Below are 22,539 nucleotides of genomic sequence, written 5' to 3'. Positions count from 1 at the left end.
CAAACGAATGAAAGGCAGTGTTTTTTGTTTTGACTGAATTTGAATTACAGCTAGATAATTTTATGTTGTATTGTTTAAGTAAAAACTTATCGATTAAAACATTGAAAAGCTATGACCAGACGTTAAATTTATTTTTATTGTATATGAGGGAGACGTATCATATGGAGGAAGCAGGGAAGGTAAAGTCTGTACATATTAGACGGTATATTAAGTATTTGCGGGAACGTGGGAAGTACATTGTGGCTTCTACATCAATATCCAATGATATTAATTGTCCGCATAATCGGACAGATTAGAAAAAGCCGCGATTTAATTCGCGGCTTTTTCTTTATTTGATAATTTGATTACAAATCCGCGTGAGTGCCTTGTGCTACAATACCGCCGTAGTCGCCAATACTTACACCAGTGTCTCCATCAGCTAAGCCCCAAGGTTCCCCGTGGTCATGCAGGTGCACCACCACCGTTTCCATCAGCAATCCACGTATCAGCGTGGGAGTATGCAGGAGAACCTCCGTCACCTATATTTAACGCTAAGTCAGGTCTTTGTGGTGCTGGTACATCCCCATGATTCGCTTGTTGTGAAAATGAACTATTTAAACCAATTGATACAATACCAACTAACGCTAATCCTGTTACAGCAGCAGTAATCTTTTTAATCATTTTAATGCCCCTTTCTCAAATGTTTTTTCTTTAGCTTGTAAGCCTATATAAAAATACTTACTTGCCTTCATATAATTATTTTCCTCATAAAATTTAACTGCCAATTTTTCTGCATATTCTTGAGTGTAGTTATATAGTGATTCTGTGTCGAAATAGGTAATTCCTTCACAAATAATCTTTTCTAATTCTTCCACTGGAACATTATTGTTTAATGCTTTTAGAATTGTAAAGTGGTGTATATATTTCACATTTTCTATTTCATTGCAAATTTTTAAACCTTTTGTAACTAATTCTTCAGCAATATTTGTTTCGCCTAGTTTATGATGTTCCCTAGCTTGTAAGAAGAGGGCTTTAAAATGTGTCGGCATTTTTGTTGTAACTTCTGACAAATGTCGGATAGCAAGTGAGGAAAGATTTTGACTTGAATACAGCCACCCTAGATTGTGGCGAACTCTTAAAAGAAGAGTTTCATCATTTTGTTTTTGCAAACTATTTATCGCAGAATTTAAATGTTCTTCAGCTTGGGCATATTCCCCTATTTGAATAGCGGTTAATCCTAAAAGGTTTTCAGATAAAGCAACACTTATTTCATATCCTGTATGCTTTAAGAAAATTTCTTTCACTTTACTTACATATTTTATAGTATTCATTGGTTGCGTTGTATAGTAGAAAAATGCAGAAAAACGGTAGTAAAATTCAGCACGTTCTATATCGTCTGGTACGTGTTTTAATAATTTTTCAGCCTTCTCATAATATTCATTAGCTTCATTATAGTGTGTTGTTAAAGTAGCATGTATTGCTTTGAAAAAGTGGTAATAATAATTTAGAAGGTTGTCAGACGGTATGTCGTATGATTCAACTATGTCAAAACTATCTTTTGTAATGCTTAAACCGTCAGTCAACACTTTATATCTAAAATCTAGTAAGGAGTAATATAGTAATAAATTTTGGTCTTGTTGTTCTATATTTTCTTCTTTTTTCAAAATGTTAATTTGTTCGTCAATTTCTCGTTTTAAATTAGTTGCCTTTAAAACTTGTTGTTGTAACATTGCGTGATACCAGTCGTTTACTATTTTTGTAACCTGTTCGTTTCTTTTTAATGAAACGTTCACGAAATCCCCTCCTGTTTTGAATATTCTTATAATTTATGATAGCAAGAATAGAATTTAATGGAAATGAATTTTTTGTATTTCTCAACATTTGTTTAATCATTCGTTTTCTAGTATTAGGGATTTAGAGTGTTGTTGAATAAACGTTGCTTGTAAATTGGTAAGGTGTTATTCCTTGTCTTATTTGCATCCAGTATCAATTTTAAAATCGATAAGATTTTTGTGAAAAGACCAATGAATGTTAGGATTCGTTAGTTTTTTTATCCCGCTATTTGCGGGCAGTAATACTCCTACTTCAAAATTCGGCGGAAGCAAAGAAGTTAGGTGGGAGATAAACTGCCCATAAAAGCCCAATTGGTTCAACTAATAACCAGTGGGGGATGAAGAACCTCCCACTGGTTAAAGTTTCACTTTATCCTGATATTTGCGTACTGTAATACCCTCGTCTCGAAATCCAGTGGAAATAAAAGGGGAGGGATTAGGTGGGAGATAAACTAACCGTTAAAAGTCCGATTGGTGATCATTAGCTGGAAAGTGTTTTCACTAGAGAATTTCTCCATGATATAATAGGGATAAGGAAGGGGAGAAGTGATAATAAAAAGCCCTGCAAAACAGGACTATATTATTCTTCATCTTTATGTTGTTTTTCTAACTCAACTAATTTTTGAACTAGAATGTGCTGCGGCATATGCATAATTTGCTCAAGTGGAACACCTAGAGCTTTTGATAGGCGGATTGCAGTGTCCGGAGAGATTTGTAATGGTTTCATAGAAGTACCTCCTTTTTCGTATAGTATAGCATAAGATTGGGGGAGAGAGGATGACTCTTATATTTGCGCACCGAGGCGCGGCAGGAACATATCCAGAAAATACAATGATCTCGTTTAAAGCTGCGGAATCGTTTCAAGCAGACGGGATTGAATTAGACGTTCAACTTACGAAAGATGGAAAAGTTGTTGTCATTCATGATGAAACAGTCGACCGGACAACAAATGGAAAAGGGGCAGTTCGGAATTACTTATATGAAGATTTACGAAAGTTAGATGCAAGTCACAAGTTTTCCGAAAAAGTAGGTTTTTGCCAAATTCCTTTGTTGGAAGAAGTGTTAGAGTGGCTACAAACGAATCGTTTATTGCTAAATATTGAATTGAAAAATAATAAAATCCCATATCGAGGTTTAGAAGAAGAAGTAATTACTCTTGTCCGAAAGTTTAGTTTAGAAGAACGGGTTATTTTTTCTTCTTTTAATCATTACAGTATGAAAAGGTGTCATATGATGGCTCCGGATATTCAAACGGCTATTTTATACCGAGAAGGCTTACATAGTCCATGGGCGTATGCACATAAAATGGGAGCTACTGCGATTCATCCGAACTATCGTTATCTTCAAGATGCAATTGCGGAATTAACGATGGAGAATGGAATAGAAGTTAGGCCGTATACAATTAATGATGAAACGGTTATACGCAAGTATTTTGATATGAACATATCGGCCATTATTAGTGATTATCCAGAAACAGCTAGAGCGTTGTTGCAAATAAAAAAATGAGACCTTTCATGAGAGAGGTCTCATTTTTGTGTTCATCTATCTTCGGAAACGAGCTTGTACCTTGTTTCGTTTACGATCGCGATGCAAAACGAAGCTGCCGAAGATATAAAAACCAATTGCGAAGAAAAGTGCACCAATTAAAAATTGGAGCCATAATACAGGGATTGGAGAGAAAAGAATGCCGAATACAGTATCTCTCATTAATTTGATACCTAGCACAGCTAATGAAATAGGAACGAGTGCTAGTAGAAGGGCAAGGTAACGCTGCATAGGTAACGCTCCTTTTCAGATAATTTCGTATATAGTAAATGATGTTATATAGAAAGGGTATTTGTCAAGTAGATGCTGAGCGAGTAAGATAAAGGTGTGAAAAATTTTGCAGAGATACTTCGAGAGGAAGTGTAATGTATGAAACAAAAGGTATTAGTTATTGGAGCGGGCGAGGGTGGTAGTACGATCCTTAGTTTGTTGCAACATTCAAATATATTTAAAGTGGTAGGAATTATTGATATAAATCCAAATGCGAAGGGACTGAAGCTTGCGAAAGAACAGGAAATCCAAATCGGAGACGATTTGAATACACTTCTTAAAATGGACAGTGATGTAATTTTTGATATGAGTGGTGATTCTCATTTACATAAAATTCTTTTAGCAAACAAACAAGAACGTACACTTCTTATACCGGGAGATATTGCGAAAATTGTTACAAAGCTAGCGCATGAGAAGGAAGATTTAATTGAGAAGCTGAAAGAACAAACGCAGCAAGGGAATTTAATTTTAAATTCTACACATGACGGAATGATCGTTGTTGATGAAAAGGGAAATATAAGGTTGTTTAATAAAAGTGCAGAGCGAATGACTGGTTATAAAACAGGAGAAGCGATAGGGAAATATATTTTAGAAGTAATTCCAACCAGTAAGTTACTTCGGATTGTGCGAACGAAGCAAATAGAGGTAAATCATGAACTTACATTAGAAAATGGAAAAAAGATTATTACAACACGTATTCCGATTCTGAAAGAAGATGGCGAGGTTCAAGGAGCTTTTGCGATTTTTAAAGATATAACAGAAGTTGTGGACTTAGCTGAGGAGGTTACAGATTTAAAGGAAATACAGACTTTACTAGAAGCTATTATCCATTCGTCTGAGGAAGCGATTTCTGTTGTAGATGAGAAAGGAAGAGGGCTTGTTATAAATCCTGCTTACACGAAGCTAACAGGTCTTACAGAGGATGATATTATCGGGAAACCGGCAACAACTGATATTGTAGAGGGCGAAAGTATGCATATGAAAGTACTTCGGACACGTAGGGCAGTACGAGGAATACATATGAAGATTGGACAGAAAAAACGAGATGTCATTGTAAATGTAGCACCGGTTATTGTGGATGGTATATTGAAAGGTAGTGTAGGTGTAATTCGTGATGTATCCGAAATTCAAAAGTTAACACATGAACTAAACCGGGCTAGACAAATTATTCGAACGCTTGAAGCAAAATATTCTTTTGATGATATTGTCGGGACATCTGATGAGACGATGGCGGCAATTGAACAGGCGAAACTAGGAGCGAATACACCAGCAACTGTATTACTGCGAGGAGAGTCAGGAACTGGGAAAGAACTATTTGCGCATGCTATTCATAATGGGAGTAACCGAAAGTATAATAAGTTTGTGCGTGTGAACTGTGCTGCAATCTCTGAAAATTTATTGGAAAGTGAATTGTTCGGTTATGAAGAAGGCGCGTTTTCTGGGGCGAAGCGAGGTGGGAAACGTGGTTTCTTTGAAGAAGCAAACAATGGGAGTATTTTTTTAGATGAGATTGGAGAACTTTCAGCGAACACACAAGCTAAGCTGCTGCGTGTACTGCAAGAGAAAGAAATTGTGAAAGTTGGAGGAACAAAACCGATTCCTATTAATGTCCGGGTTATTGCAGCAACGCATGTGAATTTAGAAAAAGCAATTTTGAAAGGTGAATTTCGGGAGGACTTATATTATCGTTTGAATAAAATTCCAATTCAAATTCCGTCTCTGCGTCAGCGGAAGGAGGATATTCCTACTATATCGGAACGATTGATTCAAAAAATTAACCAAGATTACGGTCGTAATGTAGAAGGATTAACGGAATCTGCTATTGAGTATTTGCAATCGTATGATTGGCCGGGGAATGTCAGGGAGCTTGAAAATATTTTAGGACGAGCTATTATTTTTATGAATTACAATGAGGTATATATTGATGTACACCACTTACCTTCTTTGCACAAGGAAGGTCAGGTAGAGCTAAAAGGTAGTAATCTGTTACCGGAATTAGAAGAAAAGTCTCTTGATCATTTGGTCATGGAGTTTGAAGGGAATATCATTCATGAATATTTAGAGAAGTTTGAAGGGAATAAAACAAAGACAGCGAAAATGTTAGGAATTTCGGTTCGAAATTTATATTACAAGTTAGAAAAGTATGACCATGCAAAAAATAGCATGCAATAAATTGCGCACTGTGCAATTTATTGCATGGTATACAAAAAACGACAATTTAAGACAGAATATTATGTGTTTTTCTGAAAGTATTGATTTTACTGTGTTTTGTATGCGTTTTCATAATTGGTATGACCACTTTGAAAAGTTGGCACAGTATTTGCTTATTAGAATAGACGAGGGACGACGGAAAGGGTTGATTACAAAATATGAATTTAAAACACCTAATTGATCAAGCGGCAGGGCAGCCCCAAAAAACTGTGGCTGTAGCAGTAGCTGAAGATCATGAAGTAATTGAAGCGGTAGCTAAGGCTCTACAACTACAATTAGCTCAATTTCGTCTATATGGAAATCAAGAAAAAATTATGGGGATGCTAAAAGAACATGATTTACAGGATTCAGAACATATCCAAGTAATTGCGGCAGCATCAAGTACTGAGGCCGCAGAACTTTCTGTTAAAGCTGTGAGAAATGGTGAAGCAGATGTACTTATGAAAGGGAACATCCCAACAGCAAATATTTTAAAAGCAGTATTAAATAAAGAATGGGGACTTCGTAAAGGTAGCGTGTTATCACATGTTGCAGCGTTTGAAGTTCCAAATTATGATCGCTTGATTTTTGTCACAGATGCAGCAATGAATATTGCTCCTGATGTACAGCAAAAAGCTGCTATTATACAAAATACTGCCTCCGTTGCCCGGGCAATAGGAATCGAATTGCCGAAAGTGGCTCCGATTGCGGCGGTGGAAGTTATTAATCCGGCGATGCAGGCGACAATTGATGCAGCGATGTTAACACAAATGAATCGCCGCGGACAAATTAAAGATTGTATCGTTGATGGACCACTTGCTTTAGATAATGCTGTATCACAAATTGCGGCAGAACATAAAGGCATAATAAGTGATGTAGCAGGTAAGGCAGATATTTTACTCGTCCCAACAATTGAAGCTGGAAACGTGTTATATAAATCGCTTGTCTATTTTGCAAATGCAAATGTAGGTGCAATGATTGCCGGCGCGAAGGCACCGATTGTTTTAACATCTCGTGCAGATTCAGCAGAAACAAAAGTATATTCATTAGCTCTAGCAGTTGCGACTGCTTCCAAATAAACTAAAAGGGTAAAACAATTAGGGGGAAATGACAATGACATTAGAAATCTTCGAATACTTAGAAAAATATGATTATGAACAAGTAGTATTTTGTCAAGATAAAGAATCTGGCTTAAAAGCAATCATTGCAATTCATGATACAACGCTTGGACCAGCTCTTGGTGGAACAAGAATGTGGACATATGATTCTGAAGAAGCGGCGATTGAAGATGCATTGCGCCTTGCAAAAGGGATGACATATAAAAATGCAGCAGCTGGTTTAAACTTAGGTGGTGCGAAAACAGTTATCATCGGCGACCCACGTAAAGATAAAAGTGAAGCAATGTTCCGTGCATTAGGCCGTTACATTCAAGGACTAAACGGGCGATATATTACTGCAGAAGATGTCGGTACAACTGTTGATGATATGGATATCATTCACGAAGAAACTGACTTCGTAACAGGAATTTCACCTTCATTCGGTTCTTCTGGTAACCCATCTCCAGTAACTGCATATGGTGTTTATCGTGGTATGAAAGCAGCTGCTAAAGAGGCATTTGGTACAGATAGCCTAGAAGGAAAAGTAATCGCTGTTCAAGGTGTTGGTAACGTAGCATACCACCTATGCAAACATTTACACGCTGAAGGGGCACAACTAATTGTTACAGATATTAATAAAGAAGCTGTCCAACGTGCAGTAGAAGAATTTGGTGCAACAGCAGTTGAGCCGAATGAAATTTACGGTGTAGAATGTGACATTTATGCACCATGTGCATTAGGTGCAACAGTAAATGACGAAACAATTCCACAACTTAAAGCAAAAGTAATTGCAGGTTCTGCAAATAATCAATTAAAAGAAGATCGTCATGGTGATGCGGTTCATGAAATGGGAATTGTATACGCACCAGACTATGTAATTAATGCAGGCGGCGTAATTAACGTAGCAGATGAATTGTATGGATATAATAGAGAACGTGCACTAAAACGCGTAGAATCTATTTATGACACAATTGCAAAAGTAATTGAGATTTCAAAACGTGACGGTGTACCAACTTATGTTGCAGCAGATCGTCTAGCTGAAGAACGTATTGCAAGTTTAAAAAATACTCGTAGTACATTCTTACGCAACGGCCATAACATTATTAGCCGTCGCTAATCTATCATATATAAATTTTACAAAAGCTGTGGTTACCTCTTATGAGGTTTCCGCTGCCTTTTGAATTTAAAGGTGGAGGTAGCAACATTGTCCTTAAATCGAATCCTTGTTATTAATCCGGGTAGTACATCCACAAAAATAGGTGTTTTTGATAATGAGAGACCCGTTTTAGAAGAAACTATTCGTCATGATGTAGATAAAATTGGGAAATATAAACGAATTATTGATCAATATGAATTTCGAAAAGAGACAATTTTAGAAGTTTTACATTCTCATGGTATTAATATTTCGAAATTAAACGCTGTTTGTGGCCGCGGAGGCTTACTTCGTCCTATTGAAGGTGGTACTTATACAGTAAACGAATCGATGTTAGAAGATTTAAGAAATGGATATAGTGGCCATCACGCTTCAAATCTTGGAGGCATTTTAGCATATGAAATTGCCTCAGGATTAAATATTCCAGCATTCATCGTTGATCCGGTTGTTGTGGATGAAATGGATCCAATTGCGCGTATTAGCGGTATTTCTGGTATGGAGAGAAAAAGTATTTTTCATGCATTAAACCAAAAAGCTGTGGCACGTAAAGTTGCAGAAGAACTAGATCGTAAATATGAAGATTTAAATTTATTAATTGCTCATATGGGCGGGGGAATTACAGTTGGTGCTCATAAAAATGGAAAAGTTATTGATGTAAATAATGGCTTGAACGGAGAAGGACCATTTAGTCCAGAGCGTGCTGGAACAGTACCGGTTGGTCAATTAATAGAAATGTGTTTCTCTGGTGAGTATTACCGTGATGAAATGATGAAAAAGATTGTTGGACAAGGCGGATTAGTGAGTCTCATCGGTACAAATGATGCAATTAAGGTTGAAAACATGGTTGAAAAAGGTGATCCTGAAGCAACTTTGGTTTACAAAGCAATGGCATATCAAGTTGCAAAAGAAATTGGCGGAGCAAGCGCTGTTCTTCATGGGAAAGTAGATGCTATCGTTTTAACGGGTGGACTCGCATATAGCAAAATCCTTGTGGATGAAATAAAAGAGCGTGTTCATTGGATCGCAGATGTCATTGTGCATCCTGGAGAAGATGAATTACAAGCATTAGCAGAAGGAGCGCTTCGTGTATTACGTGAGGAAGAAGCTCCAAAAGAGTATGTTGTACGAGAAAAAGAAACGGTAGCTAGGGGTTGAGATAATGGCAAAAGAATATGATTTAGTCATCGTTGGCGGCGGTACTGGTGGATATGTTGCTGCTATTCGTGCATCACAATTAGGGCTAAAAACAGCGCTTGTTGAAAAAGATAATCTTGGTGGTACTTGTTTACACAAAGGCTGTATCCCTAGTAAAGCGCTACTACGCAGTGCTGAAGTATTTGCAACTGCGAAAAAGAGTGAAGAGTTTGGTGTTGTAACGAGTAATGTGGAATTAAATTTTGCTAAAGTACAAGAGCGTAAAGAAAAGATTGTAACGCAGCTTCACAAAGGTGTTCAGCATTTAATGAAGCAAGGTAAAATTGATGTGTTTGAAGGTATCGGCCGAATTCTTGGACCTTCTATCTTCTCTCCAATGCCAGGAACAATTTCGGTTGAACTTGCGAGTGGGGAAGAGAATGAAATGTTAATCCCGAAAAATGTGCTCATTGCAACAGGTTCTCATCCAAATTCATTACCAGGATTAGAATTAGATGGAGAATACGTAATGTCATCGGATCATGCTCTAAAAATGGAAACGCTTCCGAAGTCTATCATTATTGTCGGTGGTGGTGTAATTGGGATTGAGTGGGCGTCTATGCTTGCTGATTTCGGTGTAGAGGTTACTGTATTAGAATATGCAAAGCATGTTTTACCTCTGGAAGATCAAGATGTTTCAAAAGAAATGCAACGTCTCTTAAAGAAAAAAGGAATTAAAGTAGTGACGGGTGCAAAAGTATTACCAGAAACATTAGTAAAAGATAATGGCGTAGCAATTCAAGCAGAACACAATGGTGAAAACAAAGAATTCAAGGCTGAAAAAATGCTCGTATCCGTAGGAAGACGAGCAAATACGCAAAACATTGGCCTAGAGAATACTGACATTACCCTGGAAAAAGGATACATTCAAACAAATGAGTTTTATCAAACGAAAGAATCACATATTTATGCAATTGGTGATGTAATTGGCGGCTTACAGCTTGCACATGTTGCTTCACATGAAGGTATTGTTGCTGTGGAACATATTGCTGGTAAAGAAGTTATGCCAATTGATTACTCTATGGTATCGAAATGTGTATATAGTAGTCCGGAAGTTGCTTCCGTTGGTTTAACGGAACAAGAAGCGAAAGAAAAAGGCTACAAATTAAAAGTAGGTAAATTCTCATTCCGTGCAATTGGAAAAGCACTTGTATATGGAGAATCAGATGGTTTTGTGAAACTTGTAGTTGATGAAGAAACAAATGACATTCTCGGTGTTCATATGATCGGCCCACATGTAACGGACATGATTTCTGAAGCTGGTCTTGCAAGAGTACTTGATGCAACACCTTGGGAAGTGGCACATACAATTCATCCGCATCCATCATTATCAGAAGCGATTGGTGAAGCTGCATTAGCAGTAGATGGGAAAGCGTTACACGCATAAAAATGTGGATTTAGGAGGTTATGAAAATGGCAGAAGTAAAAGAAAAGCGCCATGAAGAGCTTGGCTTAAGTGATGAGCAAGTATTAGAAATGTATCGTACGATGTTGCTTGCACGTAAAATTGACGAACGTATGTGGTTATTAAACCGTGCAGGGAAAATTCCATTCGTAATTTCTTGTCAAGGACAGGAAGCTGCACAAGTAGGTGCAGCATTTGCACTTGATCGTGAAAAAGATTATGCATTACCATATTATCGTGATATGGGTGTTGTGCTAGCATTTGGTATGACAGCAAAAGAGCTTATGTTGTCTGGCTTTGCAAAAGCAGGAGATCCAAACTCTGGTGGCCGTCAAATGCCTGGTCACTTCGGTCAAAAGAAAAATCGTATTGTGACAGGTTCATCACCAGTTACAACGCAAGTACCTCATGCAGTAGGTATTGCATTAGCAGGAAAAATGGAAAAGAAAGATTTAGTAACGTTTGTTACCTTCGGTGAAGGTTCTTCTAACCAAGGAGATTTCCACGAAGGTGCTAACTTTGCAGGTGTACACAAATTACCTGTTATCTTCATGTGTGAAAATAATAAATACGCGATTTCTATCCCAGTTGAAAAGCAATTAGCATGTAAAAATGTATCCGATCGTGCAATTGGTTACGGAATGCCAGGATATACAGTGGATGGAAATGATCCACTTGAAGTATATAAAGTTGTAAAAGAAGCAGCAGACCGTGGTCGCCGAGGTGAAGGCCCAACTTTAGTTGAAACGGTATCCTATCGTTTAACAGCACACTCTAGTGACGATGATGATCGTGTATATCGCGATAAAGAAGAAGTAGAAGAAGCGAAGAAAAAAGATTCAATCTTTACATTTGCGGCTTATTTAAAAGAGGTTGGCGTGTTAACAGAGGAATCTGAAAAACAAATGTTAGACGAAATTATGCATATTGTAAATGAAGCTACAGAATATGCAGAAAATGCTCCGTATGCAGCACCTGAAGACGCATTGAAGCACGTATACGCAGAATAGGGGGGAACGTTTCATGGCTGTAATGTCTTATATTGACGCGATTACATTAGCGATGCGCGAAGAAATGGAACGCGATGAGAAAGTATTTGTATTAGGAGAAGACGTTGGTAAAAAAGGTGGCGTATTTAAAGCGACCCACGGATTATATGACCAATTTGGTGAAGACCGTTCGCTTGATACACCGCTTGCAGAATCTGCAATTGCAGGGGTGGCGATCGGTGCAGCAATGTATGGTATGCGTCCAATTGCTGAAATGCAATTTGCTGATTTTATTATGCCAGCAGTAAACCAAATTGTTTCTGAGGCAGCAAAAATTCGTTATCGTTCAAATAATGACTGGACCTGTCCACTAACAATTCGTGCGCCATTTGGTGGTGGGGTTCATGGTGCCTTGTATCATTCGCAGTCTGTAGAAGCAATGTTCGCAAACCAACCAGGTTTAAAAATTGTTATTCCTTCAACACCATATGATGCAAAGGGATTATTAAAAGCGGCAATCCGTGATGAAGACCCAGTATTATTCTTTGAACATAAACGTGCATATCGCCTAATTAAAGGTGAAGTACCAGAAGATGATTACGTATTACCAATTGGAAAAGCGGATGTAAAGCGTGAAGGTGATGATATTACTGTTATCACATACGGATTATGTGTTCACTTTGCTCTTCAAGCAGCTGAAAAATTAGCGCAAGATGGTATTTCAGCACATATTCTTGATTTACGTACTGTGTATCCATTAGATAAAGAAGCAATTATTGAAGCGGCGTCAAAAACAGGTAAAGTTCTTCTTGTAACGGAAGATAATAAAGAAGGAAGCATTATGAGTGAAGTGGCAGCAATTATTGCGGAAAATTGCTTGTTTGATTTAGATGCACCAGTTGCGCGTCTTGCAGGCCCAGACGTTCCAGCGATGCCATATGCACCAACAATGGAAAAATTCTTTATGGTAAATCCAGATAAAGTTGAAAAAGCAATGCGTGAACTTGCGGAATTTTAATCGGGGGGACTATACATGGCTGTAGAAAATATTACAATGCCTCAGCTCGGGGAGAGCGTAACAGAAGGTACAATTAGTAAGTGGCTCGTAAACGTTGGCGATCACGTAAATAAATATGATCCGCTTGCAGAGGTAATGACAGATAAAGTAAATGCAGAAGTACCATCTTCTTTCACGGGAATTGTGAAAGAGTTAATCGCTGGTGAAGGCGATACACTTGCTGTAGGTGAAACTGTTTGTGTGATTCAAGTAGAGGGCGCAGATGAAGTAGCTGCCACTGCTGTAGAAGAGAAAACAAAAGAGGAACCAAAAGTAGAAGTAGCTGTAGCTGAAAAAGTATCAAAAGTGAAGCAACCAACTGATGGTAAGCCACGTTTCTCACCAGCTGTATTAAAGCTTGCAGGTGAGCATAATATTGATTTAGATGCAGTAGAAGGTACGGGAGCAAATGGCCGTATTACACGTAAAGATATTTTAAAGCTAGTTGAATCTGGAAGTATTCCAGTAGTAGGTGCGAAGAAAGAGGGGGCGGTTGTATCTGTACCGACACCAGCGGAAGCACCAAAAGTGACTACACCAGCACCAGTAGCACAAAAAACAGAAGCGGAAAAACCAGTTTCTGTACCGACAGTACCTGGAGATATCGAAATTCCAGTGACAGGTGTGCGTAAAGCAATTGCAGCAAATATGCTACGTAGTAAACATGAAGCGCCTCATGCTTGGATGATGATTGAAGTAGATGTAACAAATCTTGTATCATACCGTAATTCAATCAAAGGCGAATTTAAAAAGCGTGAAGGGTTCAATTTAACGTTCTTTGCATTCTTCGTAAAAGCAGTTGCACAAGCATTGAAAGAATACCCACAAATTAACTCAATGTGGGCTGGCGATAAAATCGTTCAGAAGAAAGATATCAATCTTTCTATCGCAGTTGCAACAGAAAATGAATTATTTGTACCTGTTATTAAACAAGCGGATGAGAAAACAATTAAAGGAATCGCTCGTGAAATTACAGAACTTGCAGGCAAAGTACGGACAAAATCGTTAAAAGCAGATGAAATGCAAGGCGGTACATTTACAATTAATAACACAGGATCATTTGGTTCAGTTCAATCTATGGGTATTATTAACCATCCACAAGCTGCTATTTTACAAGTAGAATCTATTGTGAAACGCCCGGTTATTATGGATAATGGTATGTTTGGTGCACGTGATATGGTTAACTTATGTCTATCGCTTGACCATCGTGTACTGGATGGCTTGATTTGTGGTAAGTTCTTAGGACACGTAAAAGAAATTCTTGAAAATGTATCTGAAAATAATACATCTGTATATTAATAAAAAGCTCGCAACATGCGAGCTTTTTTCTTTGTAAAAGTTTACTTTCCTATTCTCTATTCCACAATAAAATAAACATTCTTCCAGTAATCTTACAATGAATAGCAATGTATTATAAATTTACGAAAATCCATTGCTGATATTCTCTATATAGATATAAAATAAGAAAAGAATAATTTTTTTGGCAAACCTTACTGATGAATCTGTAGTATAATATATTGTATTGTATGAAAAAGAAAGTTATTCTATATAAGTATTTTATAGATTCTGTGCAATCAGTCGTCAAAACATGAAGGTTGTTGACTCCTGGTTTTTTATTTTGCTTTAACAATGTTTCAGGAGGATGTCATGAAGAGAAGTACCGAGTTTCTAAAGAGTTTAGATGTAAAATTAATTTTAATTTTGTGTGTGCTGTGCGTCACAAGTATAGCTGCTATATATAGCAGTCAGCAAACAGGACAATATGGAAATTCAAACTTTGCAATGAAACAAGGAATCAACTATGTAATAGGTGCTGTATTGTTACTACTCGTTGCGAGTATCGATTTAGATCAATTGCAAAAGTTAGCTTGGCCATTTTATATTGTTGGGTTTGCGTCGATTATAATACTTAAGATTTCACCATTTAAAGCTTTAACGCCTGAAATTTTAGGAGCAAAAAGATGGTTTAAAGTTCCGGTTCTTGGGGCTATCCAGCCGTCAGAGTTTTTCAAAATCGCATTGCTGATTCTAATTGCAAGTTTAGCAGTGAAGCATAATGCGAAATATACAGCACGAACATTTCAAACGGATATGATATTAGTAGGTAAAATCATTTTAGTATCAATCCCGCCTTCATTGATTGTATATAGTCAACCTGATACAGGGATGGTTTTCTTATATGCAGCAGGCATTGCATGTATTTTATTTATGTCAGGTATTCAAAAGAAATTAATTGCAATATGTACAGTTATTCCACTGACCATATTGTCCTCGTTAGTGTTTATCTTTTTGAAATATCCAGATATTATTTTTAAAAAATTGGTTCCGTTATTAAAGCCGCATCAACAATCACGAATTTTGGGTTGGTTAGATCCATTTGAGCATGCAGATCAAGGGTATCAAACACAACAATCTATTTTAGCGGTTGGTAGTGGAGGAATGGACGGAAAAGGGTTTGGGTATGGTAGTGTCTATATTCCTGAAAAACATACCGATTTCATTTTCGCTACAATTGCTGAAGAAGGTGGATTTTTAATTGCAGCTTTTGTTGTATTTATGTTCCTTCTTCTTCTCTATCGAACAATTATAATTGGTTATTCAGCAGATAATCTATTTGGTACACTATTATGTGCTGGTATCATTGGTGTCTTAACACTGCAAATCTTCCAAAATGTTGGTATGATTGTTGGATTAATGCCGGTAAAAGGGATTGCACTTCCATTTTTATCATATGGAGGAAGTTCCTTATTCTCGAATATGATGATGATGGGGCTCGTCTTATCGGTACGGAAAACGTACAAAAAGTACATGTTTTCAGTTAATTAAAGTTAATTTATTCAAAAAGCTGATTCGTTCTTATACGAATCAGCTTTTTTGTATAGAGAGGGTCTTAATGATCACAAATTAAAGAAAGTTTGTAATGATTAAGGAGTACGGATTCATGCATATATATTTTTGAGTAGGCCCATCATCTTTCTCATATAGGATGTGTTTGCTTTAGTAGGAAAACAGAAATATGAGCAAAGGAAGAATTATTAAAAAGGTCTTCCTAGAATTCATTCAATTAGCAATGATAGATGAGGTGGAACGAATTGATATTTTGTTAAAAAAATGAAATGTATACGCATTTTACCACTCTATGCATATGATACAATAGTGTGGACAACGAAATAAAAAGAGGGAGGTGTTTCCATGGGATATGTGGAAGAGTTACGAAAAGTAGTTGGTCATCGCCCTTTAATTTTAGTAGGTGCTGTTGTTCTTGTAATAAATGAAAATGGACATGTTTTATTACAACAACGAACAGAACCATATGGAAAATGGGGATTGCTTGGCGGCTTGATGGAACTTGGTGAATCACCAGAAGAAACAGCTTGCCGTGAAGTGTATGAAGAAGCAGGTATTCATGTGAAAAATTTACGTTTAATCAATGTGTTTTCTGGGGCTAACTATTTTATGAAATTAGCAAACGGTGACGAGTTTCAAGCGGTAACGACGGCCTATTATTCAAACGAGTATGAAGGCACGTTATCTATAAACAAAGAAGAAGCAGTCGAACTTAAGTTTTTTCCGATAAGAGAGCTTCCTGATTATATTGTAGGCTCACATAAAAAAATGATTGAGACGTATGTAGAAATAGTAAATACTAAGTAAAATACGATATAATAGTGATGGAAATACAAAAGCACAAGAGGCAATCAGTTTATCTTATGAAGTGTATAAGCAAGAAAAGCGAGTGCAATATAAAGAGGAACGGGAAGCAGAAAAACAAAGAAAGCGTTTCATAAAAGTACAAAAGGCAAAGCAAAAACATCGTGGACATTAAGAAAAGGTGTTAGAGTCCTTGCTCTAACACCTTTTATGTTCTGAAATACAAGTAAACTTACTTGTATTTCAGAAACGGTTACTGGTAAGATACAAATAGGTAGATTTAGAGGAGGGAAAACATTGATAAACTTTAACTTTTTTATGAATGATGTTGTCCGTCAAGCGCGTGAAGAAATTGTTTCCGCTGGTTATACAGAATTAACAACACCAGAAGCGGTCGATGAAGCATTCAAGAAAAATGGCACAACACTTGTAATGGTAAACTCAGTATGCGGTTGTGCAGGCGGTATTGCTCGTCCTGCTGCTGCGCATTCCGTACATTATGATAAACGTCCAAATCACCTTGTAACAGTGTTTGCAGGGCAGGATAAAGAGGCAACGGCGCACGCGCGTGAATATTTTGAGGGGTATCCACCTTCTTCTCCATCTTTTGCATTATTAAAAGATGGAAAGATTGTAACGATGGTAGAACGCCATGAAATTGAAGGGCACGATCCAATGCAAGTCATTGCAAAATTACAATCATACTTTGAAGAAAATTGTGAAGAGCTATAATAAAAACGATAAAAAACGGTATGTACGCATAAAAGTGTACGTACCGTTTTTTTATTTTGTTTAATATGTACTCTTAGATTATATGAGGTATGTATAAAAGTTATTTTTATGCATTGTTTTATACGTTTTAAATAGTATTTTTGTTATTTGTAAAGAGATATTTATTTATTTTTATTTTAAATATTGCATAAAAATAAATATGTTGTTACAATACATACATCGAATAAAAATTCTATAAAACTTTTAAATATACATTATTAGGGGGAAGAAACATGAAGAAAATATTATCAGTTTCATTTGCACTTATTTTAATCGTAAGTATATTCAGTGCTTGTAGTAAGGGGGAAGCGACAGAAAAAGTAAGTGCAAATAAAAAAGTACTTGTTATGGGGACTTCAGCAGACTATAAACCGTATGAATATGTAGAAGCATCGAAAAGTGATGCAATTATCGGCTTTGATGTAGATATTGCAAAATATATTGGAAAAGAACTTGGGTATGAAGTAAAAATAAAAGATATGGATTTTGGTGGATTATTAGCATCGCTTAGCTCAGGAAAAGTTGATTTTGTTATGGCTGGTATGACGCCAACTCCAGAACGTAAAGAGAATGCGGACTTTACAGACATTTATTTTGTTGCTAAAAACATGATTGTTTCGAAAAAAGAATCTGGTATTAAGTCATTACAAGATTTGAAAGATAAAAAAATAGGTGTACAAACAGGTTCTATTCAAGAAGAAAAGGCAAAGGAATTTACAAAGCAAGTAAACTTCCAAGCTGAAGGTCGTGACCGTATACCAGAAATCGTACAGGAAATTAAAGCAGGACGCTTTGATGCTGCTATTTTAGAAGATACAGTTGCTAAAAATTATTTAGAAAAAATGAAAGATGTACAAGGAATTGAAATTCAAGAAGCTCCGGAAGAAGTAGGGGCAGCAATTGCTCTTCCGAAAAATAGTGATAAAACAGCGGAATTCAATAAGGTAATTAAAAAAATGCAAGAGAATGGCGAGATGGATAAATTAGTGAAGAAATGGTTTGGCAGCGAGAAATAAGCTGCCTTTCTATTTTCTGTGAGAGGAATGACAAAAGATGAATCTAGATTTCTCGGCAATTACTCCGTCGATACCATATATTTTAAAAGGTTTAGAAGTAACATTAAAAATTGTAGCTGTATCTGCTCTAATTGGTTTTGTATTGGGGACGTTACTAGCACTTTGTAAAATTGCTAGTATAAGAGTTTTAAACATCGCTGCTGATTTATATACATCTATATTTCGTGGTACACCACTTGTCTTACAACTAATGATTATTTATTTCGGTGTTCCACAAATGATCGGATATGATATACCAGCTTTTTTAGCAGCAGTACTTGCATTTAGTTTAAACTCAGGTGCATATATGTCTGAGGTAATCCGTGCAGGGATTCAAGCAGTTGATAAAGGACAGACAGAAGCTGCGATGGCACTAGGTGTTCCATATGGAAAAATGATGAAAAATATTATATTACCGCAAGCATTAAAAAATATATTACCAGCGCTTGTGAACGAATTTGCAACACTTACGAAAGAGTCGGCAGTAGTGACAGTAATTGGTGCTACGGATTTAATGCGCCGTGCATACATTGTAGGCGGTGAAACATTTAAGTATCTGGAACCATTACTATTTGTCGGACTTGTTTACTATATTCTAGTGATTATTCTTACATTAGTTGGAAAAGTAATTGAAGGGAGAATGAAAAAAAGTGATTAAAATTGAAAACCTTCATAAATCATTTGGACAAAATGAAGTATTAAAAGGAATTACGACAACAATTGAAAAGGGTGAGGTTGTTGCCATCGTTGGGCCGTCTGGATCAGGAAAATCAACGTTTTTACGTTGTATGAATGTGCTAGAAACACCGACAAGTGGTCAAATTTGGATTGGTAACGAAGAGGTGACAAATCCAAAAGCAAACATTATGAGTGTTTGTGAAAACGTTGGGATGGTGTTTCAGCATTTTCATTTATTCCCTCATATGACAGTGTTAGAAAATATTACGTACGCCCCTGTAAATGTAAAAGGTGTAGCAAAACCAGAAGCGGAGAAAAAAGCAAAGGAACTTCTTGAAAAAGTTGGTTTATTAGAGAAAAAAGATGCATATCCAAACCGTCTTTCAGGTGGACAAAAGCAACGGGTAGCAATTGCGAGAGCGCTCGCTATGGAACCGCAAGTTATGCTATTCGATGAACCAACGTCTGCACTAGATCCAGAGATGGTAAAAGAGGTATTAGAAGTGATGAAATCGTTAGTCACTACTGGAATGACAATGGCAATTGTGACACATGAGATGGGATTTGCAAAGGAAGTAGCTGATCGTGTACTTTTCTTAGATGGTGGGAAATTAGTTGAAGACACGAACCCAGAGAAATTTTTCACAGCACCAAAGAGTGAACGAGCGCAAGAATTTTTACAAAAAATATTGTAACCTGTAAAAGTTAAGTGAATAATAAGTTGAAAAGGATGACAGCTTGTCATCCTTTTTTTATACTTGTTGTAAATACGTTTATACATATAGGAGCAATGATATGTTTAGAATTGGATATCGTACAGTGAAAACAGCGGTCGGAACAGGTGTAGCAGTTTTTATTGCTCAGTTATTAGGCTTAGAATTTTATAGTTCTGCGGGTATTTTGGTGATTTTGTGTGTGCAAAATACGAAACGTAAATCACTTCAAGTCTCTTTACACCGATTTTTAGCGTGTTTATTATCAATGGTGTTCTCGTTTTGTATTTTTGAAACAATCGGTTATACACCACTTGCCATTAGTTTGTTACTTCTTACTTTTATTCCAACAGCTGTTATGTTTAAAATTCAAGAAGGAATTGTTACAAGTTCCGTTATCGTTATGCATTTATATTCATTAAAACATATTACGTGGTTAGCAGTTGGAAATGAAATTGCGATTTTAACAATTGGAATTAGCGTAGCTTTATTAATGAATATGTATATGCCAAGCGCGGAAAAGAAATTAAAGGAGTATCAGGAACAAGTAGAAGCAAATTTTAAAATCATTTTGTTTGAAATGGCTGCCTATTTACGAAATCGAGATAGTACTTGGGATGGAAGAGAATTAATTGAAACAGAGGAAATATTGAAACAAGCAAAGGATATATCCTTTAAAAAACTTGAAAATCAATTTATGAGAGAAGACGATTACTATTATCGGTATTTCGATATGCGCATGCAGCAATTTGCGATTTTAGAAAGAATTATGCCACTAGCTGCTTCCTTATCATGGTCGTATGAGCAGGCTAGTATGATTGCGGAAGTAATTAAAAATGTGGGGAATTCGATTCGTCCAGAAAGTACGGGAATTATTTCACTTAGACAATTACAGGAAATGAGAGAGATTTTTAGGGTAATGCCTCTTCCAGAGACACGTGAGGAATTTGAAATGCGTGCAAAACTTGTTCAACTTGTTTATGAAATGGAGCAATATTTGCTCATTAAAAGTAGGTTTAAAGGGAAGGATAATATAAAAGAACTTATATAGAAGGTAGGAATTGATTATGCCGTATCTTCTTTCTTTATTATTATGTTTTTCTCTTTCGCCGATTTGGCCCCTGGGTGATAACCCTCGTGTTGGCGATCCTTTTATTATTGTAAATAAGCAGACGAATAAGCTGGCTTATATTGATAATGGTAAAATTCAAAAAGTTTTTCCTGTAGCGACAGGGAAAACAAATGAGTTAACGCCAGAGGGAACTTTTGATATTGTTTTAAAAGCGAAAGATCCATATTATATTGCAAAAAATATCCCTGGTGGATCACCCGAAAACCCACTTGGGTCTAGATGGATGGGATTCAATGCGAGAGAGACTGATGGAAGTAAATATGGTATACATGGCACAAATCAGCCAAGCTCAATTGGAAAGTATATTTCACAAGGATGTATACGAATGAAGAAACAAGATGTCGAATATTTATTTGATCGTATTCCAATTGGAACGAAGGTGTGGATTGTAAAATCAAACAAACCGTTTCAGAAGCTCGCGAAGGAAAAAGGGGCTATTGCATACGAAAAGGTCAACCGTACAAGTTGGCTTTTTCTTTCTGTCTAAGTTGTCTTGACATGTGTACATAACCATGCGTTAATGAAAGTATAAAAAGATAGTAGGAAAAGGAGTTGCTTGTATGTATTTGAATCCAAAGATTTCGTATATGCAATTTTTTATCGGCTTTCTATTCATTGTTACTTTCATATTAGCAACTTTTCATGTATGCTCTTTTCTTATATCTATTGTGTTTATGGCACTGCTGAATCTGACATTTGTAATTGGAGCGTTTCAGCAGAAACATTACACGAGTTTCGTTATGGCTCTTGTGATGGCTTTTTCATTTAGTGTTGTAGCGATTGTGTTACTCATAAAATAATATGAAAACAATTATGATTGAACAGGCTGTTTATTTTCTATCTTGGAGAATAAACAGCCTTTTTGCACATGAATAGAAAGTAAAAGAAGGACGATATATCGTCCTTCTTACCAAAACATACTTGCACCAGCAAGTAATGTTGTTACAAGCATGGAAATCAGCATAACGTATATCACAACTTTTTGTGCTTTTTTGTTCATATGAATCCTCCTTACAATCGGTTCAATCTTATTGTATCGAGAAACGAAAACGTAGACAAGGGTATAGAGAAGACAAAAACCGAGAAGTGCATTTAAAACGCAACAGGAAAATTCGAAGTGAATAGCGAATATAGAAGGAGAGGGGTATGGGCATGGAACACAATTCTCTTGTATGTAGTGCTTTTTTACGAAAGTTTCACAAGATGAAGAATGGGGATACGATGATGAAAATATACGAAACAGAACGTTTACAATTGAGAGAAATCGATGAGTCGTATGCAGAACAAGTTCTTCAATATTACGACAGAAATCGTGAGTTTTTAAAAGCGTGGGAAGAATATCGACCAGATGATTTTTTTACACTAGATTATCAAAAGAAACGATTGCAAAAAGATAGAAAAGAGTTTTCGGATGGGAAAATTATTCGACTATGGATTTTTAAAAAAGGTGACAATACGAATGTTATTGGTTGTATTTCATTCAATTTAATTGTGCGCGGGATTTATCAGTCGTGCATTCTTAGTTATAAATTAGATAAAGATGAATTGAATAAAGGCTATACGACAGAAGCACTTAGAAAAGCCATTGATGTTGCATTTCAAGAATTTCAGTTACATCGCATAGAAGCGCCGATTATGCCACGTAATTTAGCATCTATACAAGTTGTAACGAAGATTGGTTTTCAATATGAGGGTGTGTCCCGGAAAATGTTAATGGTAAATGGGGTTTGGGAAGACCATATGCGCTGGGTGCTTTTAAATGAGTAGGAGAAAGCAGATGGCTATCTAGATGTGTGAACCATCTGTTTTTTGTTCTGTCTTTCGAAAC

25 protein-coding genes and 1 pseudogene are annotated in these 22,539 nt (G+C 36.5%); 21 read left to right on the top strand and 5 right to left on the bottom strand.

Annotation, left to right across the window (positions count from 1 at the left end):
* The first annotated feature begins 62 nt into the window (after positions 1–62).
* Positions 63–296 (top strand): site-specific integrase, encoded by a 234-nt coding sequence (locus tag AZF08_RS28325; protein ID WP_033672889.1) that lies wholly within the window; start codon positions 63–65, stop codon positions 294–296.
* A gap of 145 nt (positions 297–441) precedes the next feature.
* On the opposite strand, the gene AZF08_RS02445 is transcribed toward AZF08_RS28325, so the two are convergent.
* The 3 genes from AZF08_RS02445 to AZF08_RS02435 form a co-directional block, all read right to left on the bottom strand.
* The gene (locus AZF08_RS02445) at positions 442–660 is read right to left on the bottom strand and encodes a Phr family secreted Rap phosphatase inhibitor (RefSeq protein WP_033672888.1); all 219 of its coding nucleotides are present in this window, start codon (positions 658–660) and stop codon (positions 442–444) included.
* The gene (locus AZF08_RS02440; protein WP_033672451.1) at positions 657–1,772 is read right to left on the bottom strand and encodes a response regulator aspartate phosphatase; all 1,116 of its coding nucleotides are present in this window, start codon (positions 1,770–1,772) and stop codon (positions 657–659) included. The genes AZF08_RS02445 and AZF08_RS02440 overlap by 4 nt, the downstream gene beginning before the upstream one ends.
* Positions 1,773–2,391: 619 nt before the next feature.
* Positions 2,392–2,538: a YycC family protein gene (locus AZF08_RS02435; RefSeq protein ID WP_063177225.1), complete on the bottom strand. Its 147-nt coding sequence runs from the start codon at positions 2,536–2,538 to the stop codon at positions 2,392–2,394.
* 50 nt (positions 2,539–2,588) lie between these two features.
* Here AZF08_RS02435 and AZF08_RS02430 point away from each other — a divergent pair, with 50 nt between their 5' ends.
* The gene (locus AZF08_RS02430; protein WP_033672450.1) at positions 2,589–3,317 is read left to right on the top strand and encodes a glycerophosphodiester phosphodiesterase; all 729 of its coding nucleotides are present in this window, start codon (positions 2,589–2,591) and stop codon (positions 3,315–3,317) included.
* 36 nt (positions 3,318–3,353) lie between these two features.
* On the opposite strand, the gene AZF08_RS02425 is transcribed toward AZF08_RS02430, so the two are convergent.
* Positions 3,354–3,587 carry a DUF2627 domain-containing protein gene (locus AZF08_RS02425; protein ID WP_033672449.1) on the bottom strand — a complete coding sequence of 78 codons (234 nt, stop codon included), beginning with the start codon at positions 3,585–3,587 and terminating at the stop codon, positions 3,354–3,356.
* A gap of 138 nt (positions 3,588–3,725) precedes the next feature.
* Here AZF08_RS02425 and AZF08_RS02420 point away from each other — a divergent pair, with 138 nt between their 5' ends.
* The 18 genes and pseudogenes from AZF08_RS02420 (at position 3,726) to AZF08_RS02330 (ending at position 21,511) form a co-directional block, all read left to right on the top strand.
* A complete protein-coding gene (locus AZF08_RS02420; RefSeq protein ID WP_033672448.1) occupies positions 3,726–5,798 on the top strand; it encodes a sigma-54 interaction domain-containing protein in 2,073 nt (690 codons plus the stop codon).
* Between the two features lie 197 nt (positions 5,799–5,995).
* Positions 5,996–6,895 (top strand): phosphate butyryltransferase, encoded by a 900-nt coding sequence (gene yqiS / locus AZF08_RS02410; protein WP_033672447.1) that lies wholly within the window; start codon positions 5,996–5,998, stop codon positions 6,893–6,895.
* Positions 6,896–6,929: 34 nt separating this feature from the next.
* Positions 6,930–8,030, top strand: a complete 1,101-nt coding sequence (locus AZF08_RS02405; protein WP_033672445.1) for a leucine dehydrogenase — start codon at positions 6,930–6,932, stop codon at positions 8,028–8,030.
* 87 nt (positions 8,031–8,117) lie between these two features.
* Entirely contained in the window at positions 8,118–9,221 is a 1,104-nt protein-coding gene (gene buk / locus AZF08_RS02400; protein WP_033672444.1) for a butyrate kinase, read from the top strand.
* A gap of 4 nt (positions 9,222–9,225) precedes the next feature.
* The gene (gene lpdA, locus AZF08_RS02395) at positions 9,226–10,647 is read left to right on the top strand and encodes a dihydrolipoyl dehydrogenase (RefSeq protein ID WP_033672443.1); all 1,422 of its coding nucleotides are present in this window, start codon (positions 9,226–9,228) and stop codon (positions 10,645–10,647) included.
* Positions 10,648–10,673: 26 nt separating this feature from the next.
* Positions 10,674–11,675: a 3-methyl-2-oxobutanoate dehydrogenase subunit alpha gene (gene bfmBAA, locus AZF08_RS02390; RefSeq protein WP_033672442.1), complete on the top strand. Its 1,002-nt coding sequence runs from the start codon at positions 10,674–10,676 to the stop codon at positions 11,673–11,675.
* Between the two features lie 13 nt (positions 11,676–11,688).
* Positions 11,689–12,672 carry a 3-methyl-2-oxobutanoate dehydrogenase subunit beta gene (gene bfmBAB, locus AZF08_RS02385; RefSeq protein ID WP_033672441.1) on the top strand — a complete coding sequence of 328 codons (984 nt, stop codon included), beginning with the start codon at positions 11,689–11,691 and terminating at the stop codon, positions 12,670–12,672.
* A gap of 15 nt (positions 12,673–12,687) precedes the next feature.
* Positions 12,688–14,010: a dihydrolipoamide acetyltransferase family protein gene (locus AZF08_RS02380; RefSeq protein WP_033672440.1), complete on the top strand. Its 1,323-nt coding sequence runs from the start codon at positions 12,688–12,690 to the stop codon at positions 14,008–14,010.
* Between the two features lie 348 nt (positions 14,011–14,358).
* Complete coding sequence (locus tag AZF08_RS02375; protein WP_033672439.1) at positions 14,359–15,537, top strand: FtsW/RodA/SpoVE family cell cycle protein; 1,179 nt, start codon at positions 14,359–14,361, stop codon at positions 15,535–15,537.
* Between the two features lie 366 nt (positions 15,538–15,903).
* On the top strand, positions 15,904–16,365 hold the full coding sequence (locus AZF08_RS02370) for an NUDIX hydrolase (protein WP_033672438.1): 462 nt from the start codon (positions 15,904–15,906) through the stop codon (positions 16,363–16,365).
* A 25-nt stretch (positions 16,366–16,390) separates the two neighbouring features.
* Positions 16,391–16,537: pseudogene (locus AZF08_RS02365) on the top strand (DUF2992 family protein); the annotation flags it as partial.
* A gap of 143 nt (positions 16,538–16,680) precedes the next feature.
* On the top strand, positions 16,681–17,094 hold the full coding sequence (locus AZF08_RS02360; protein WP_162177846.1) for a BrxA/BrxB family bacilliredoxin: 414 nt from the start codon (positions 16,681–16,683) through the stop codon (positions 17,092–17,094).
* Between the two features lie 272 nt (positions 17,095–17,366).
* Complete coding sequence (locus tag AZF08_RS02355) at positions 17,367–18,149, top strand: transporter substrate-binding domain-containing protein (protein WP_033672436.1); 783 nt, start codon at positions 17,367–17,369, stop codon at positions 18,147–18,149.
* Positions 18,150–18,186: 37 nt separating this feature from the next.
* Complete coding sequence (locus tag AZF08_RS02350; RefSeq protein ID WP_033672435.1) at positions 18,187–18,846, top strand: amino acid ABC transporter permease; 660 nt, start codon at positions 18,187–18,189, stop codon at positions 18,844–18,846.
* A complete protein-coding gene (locus AZF08_RS02345; RefSeq protein WP_033672434.1) occupies positions 18,839–19,561 on the top strand; it encodes an amino acid ABC transporter ATP-binding protein in 723 nt (240 codons plus the stop codon). The genes AZF08_RS02350 and AZF08_RS02345 overlap by 8 nt, the downstream gene beginning before the upstream one ends.
* A 100-nt stretch (positions 19,562–19,661) precedes the next feature.
* On the top strand, positions 19,662–20,630 hold the full coding sequence (locus AZF08_RS02340) for an aromatic acid exporter family protein (RefSeq protein WP_033672433.1): 969 nt from the start codon (positions 19,662–19,664) through the stop codon (positions 20,628–20,630).
* A 16-nt stretch (positions 20,631–20,646) separates the two neighbouring features.
* Entirely contained in the window at positions 20,647–21,198 is a 552-nt protein-coding gene (locus tag AZF08_RS02335; protein WP_033672432.1) for a L,D-transpeptidase, read from the top strand.
* Between the two features lie 73 nt (positions 21,199–21,271).
* Positions 21,272–21,511 carry a DUF3894 domain-containing protein gene (locus tag AZF08_RS02330; protein WP_033672431.1) on the top strand — a complete coding sequence of 80 codons (240 nt, stop codon included), beginning with the start codon at positions 21,272–21,274 and terminating at the stop codon, positions 21,509–21,511.
* A gap of 107 nt (positions 21,512–21,618) precedes the next feature.
* On the opposite strand, the gene prli42 is transcribed toward AZF08_RS02330, so the two are convergent.
* Positions 21,619–21,711: a stressosome-associated protein Prli42 gene (prli42, locus tag AZF08_RS29590; protein WP_153019474.1), complete on the bottom strand. Its 93-nt coding sequence runs from the start codon at positions 21,709–21,711 to the stop codon at positions 21,619–21,621.
* Between the two features lie 221 nt (positions 21,712–21,932).
* On the opposite strand from prli42, the gene AZF08_RS02325 reads away from it, so the two are divergent.
* Positions 21,933–22,478 (top strand): GNAT family N-acetyltransferase, encoded by a 546-nt coding sequence (locus AZF08_RS02325; RefSeq protein ID WP_033672886.1) that lies wholly within the window; start codon positions 21,933–21,935, stop codon positions 22,476–22,478.
* Positions 22,479–22,539: the final 61 nt, after the last annotated feature.

The organism is Bacillus gaemokensis (assembly GCF_001590835.1).
Classification (GTDB): Bacteria; Bacillota; Bacilli; order Bacillales; family Bacillaceae_G; genus Bacillus_A; species Bacillus_A gaemokensis.
This window is presented reverse-complemented; position numbering and strand designations above follow the sequence as displayed.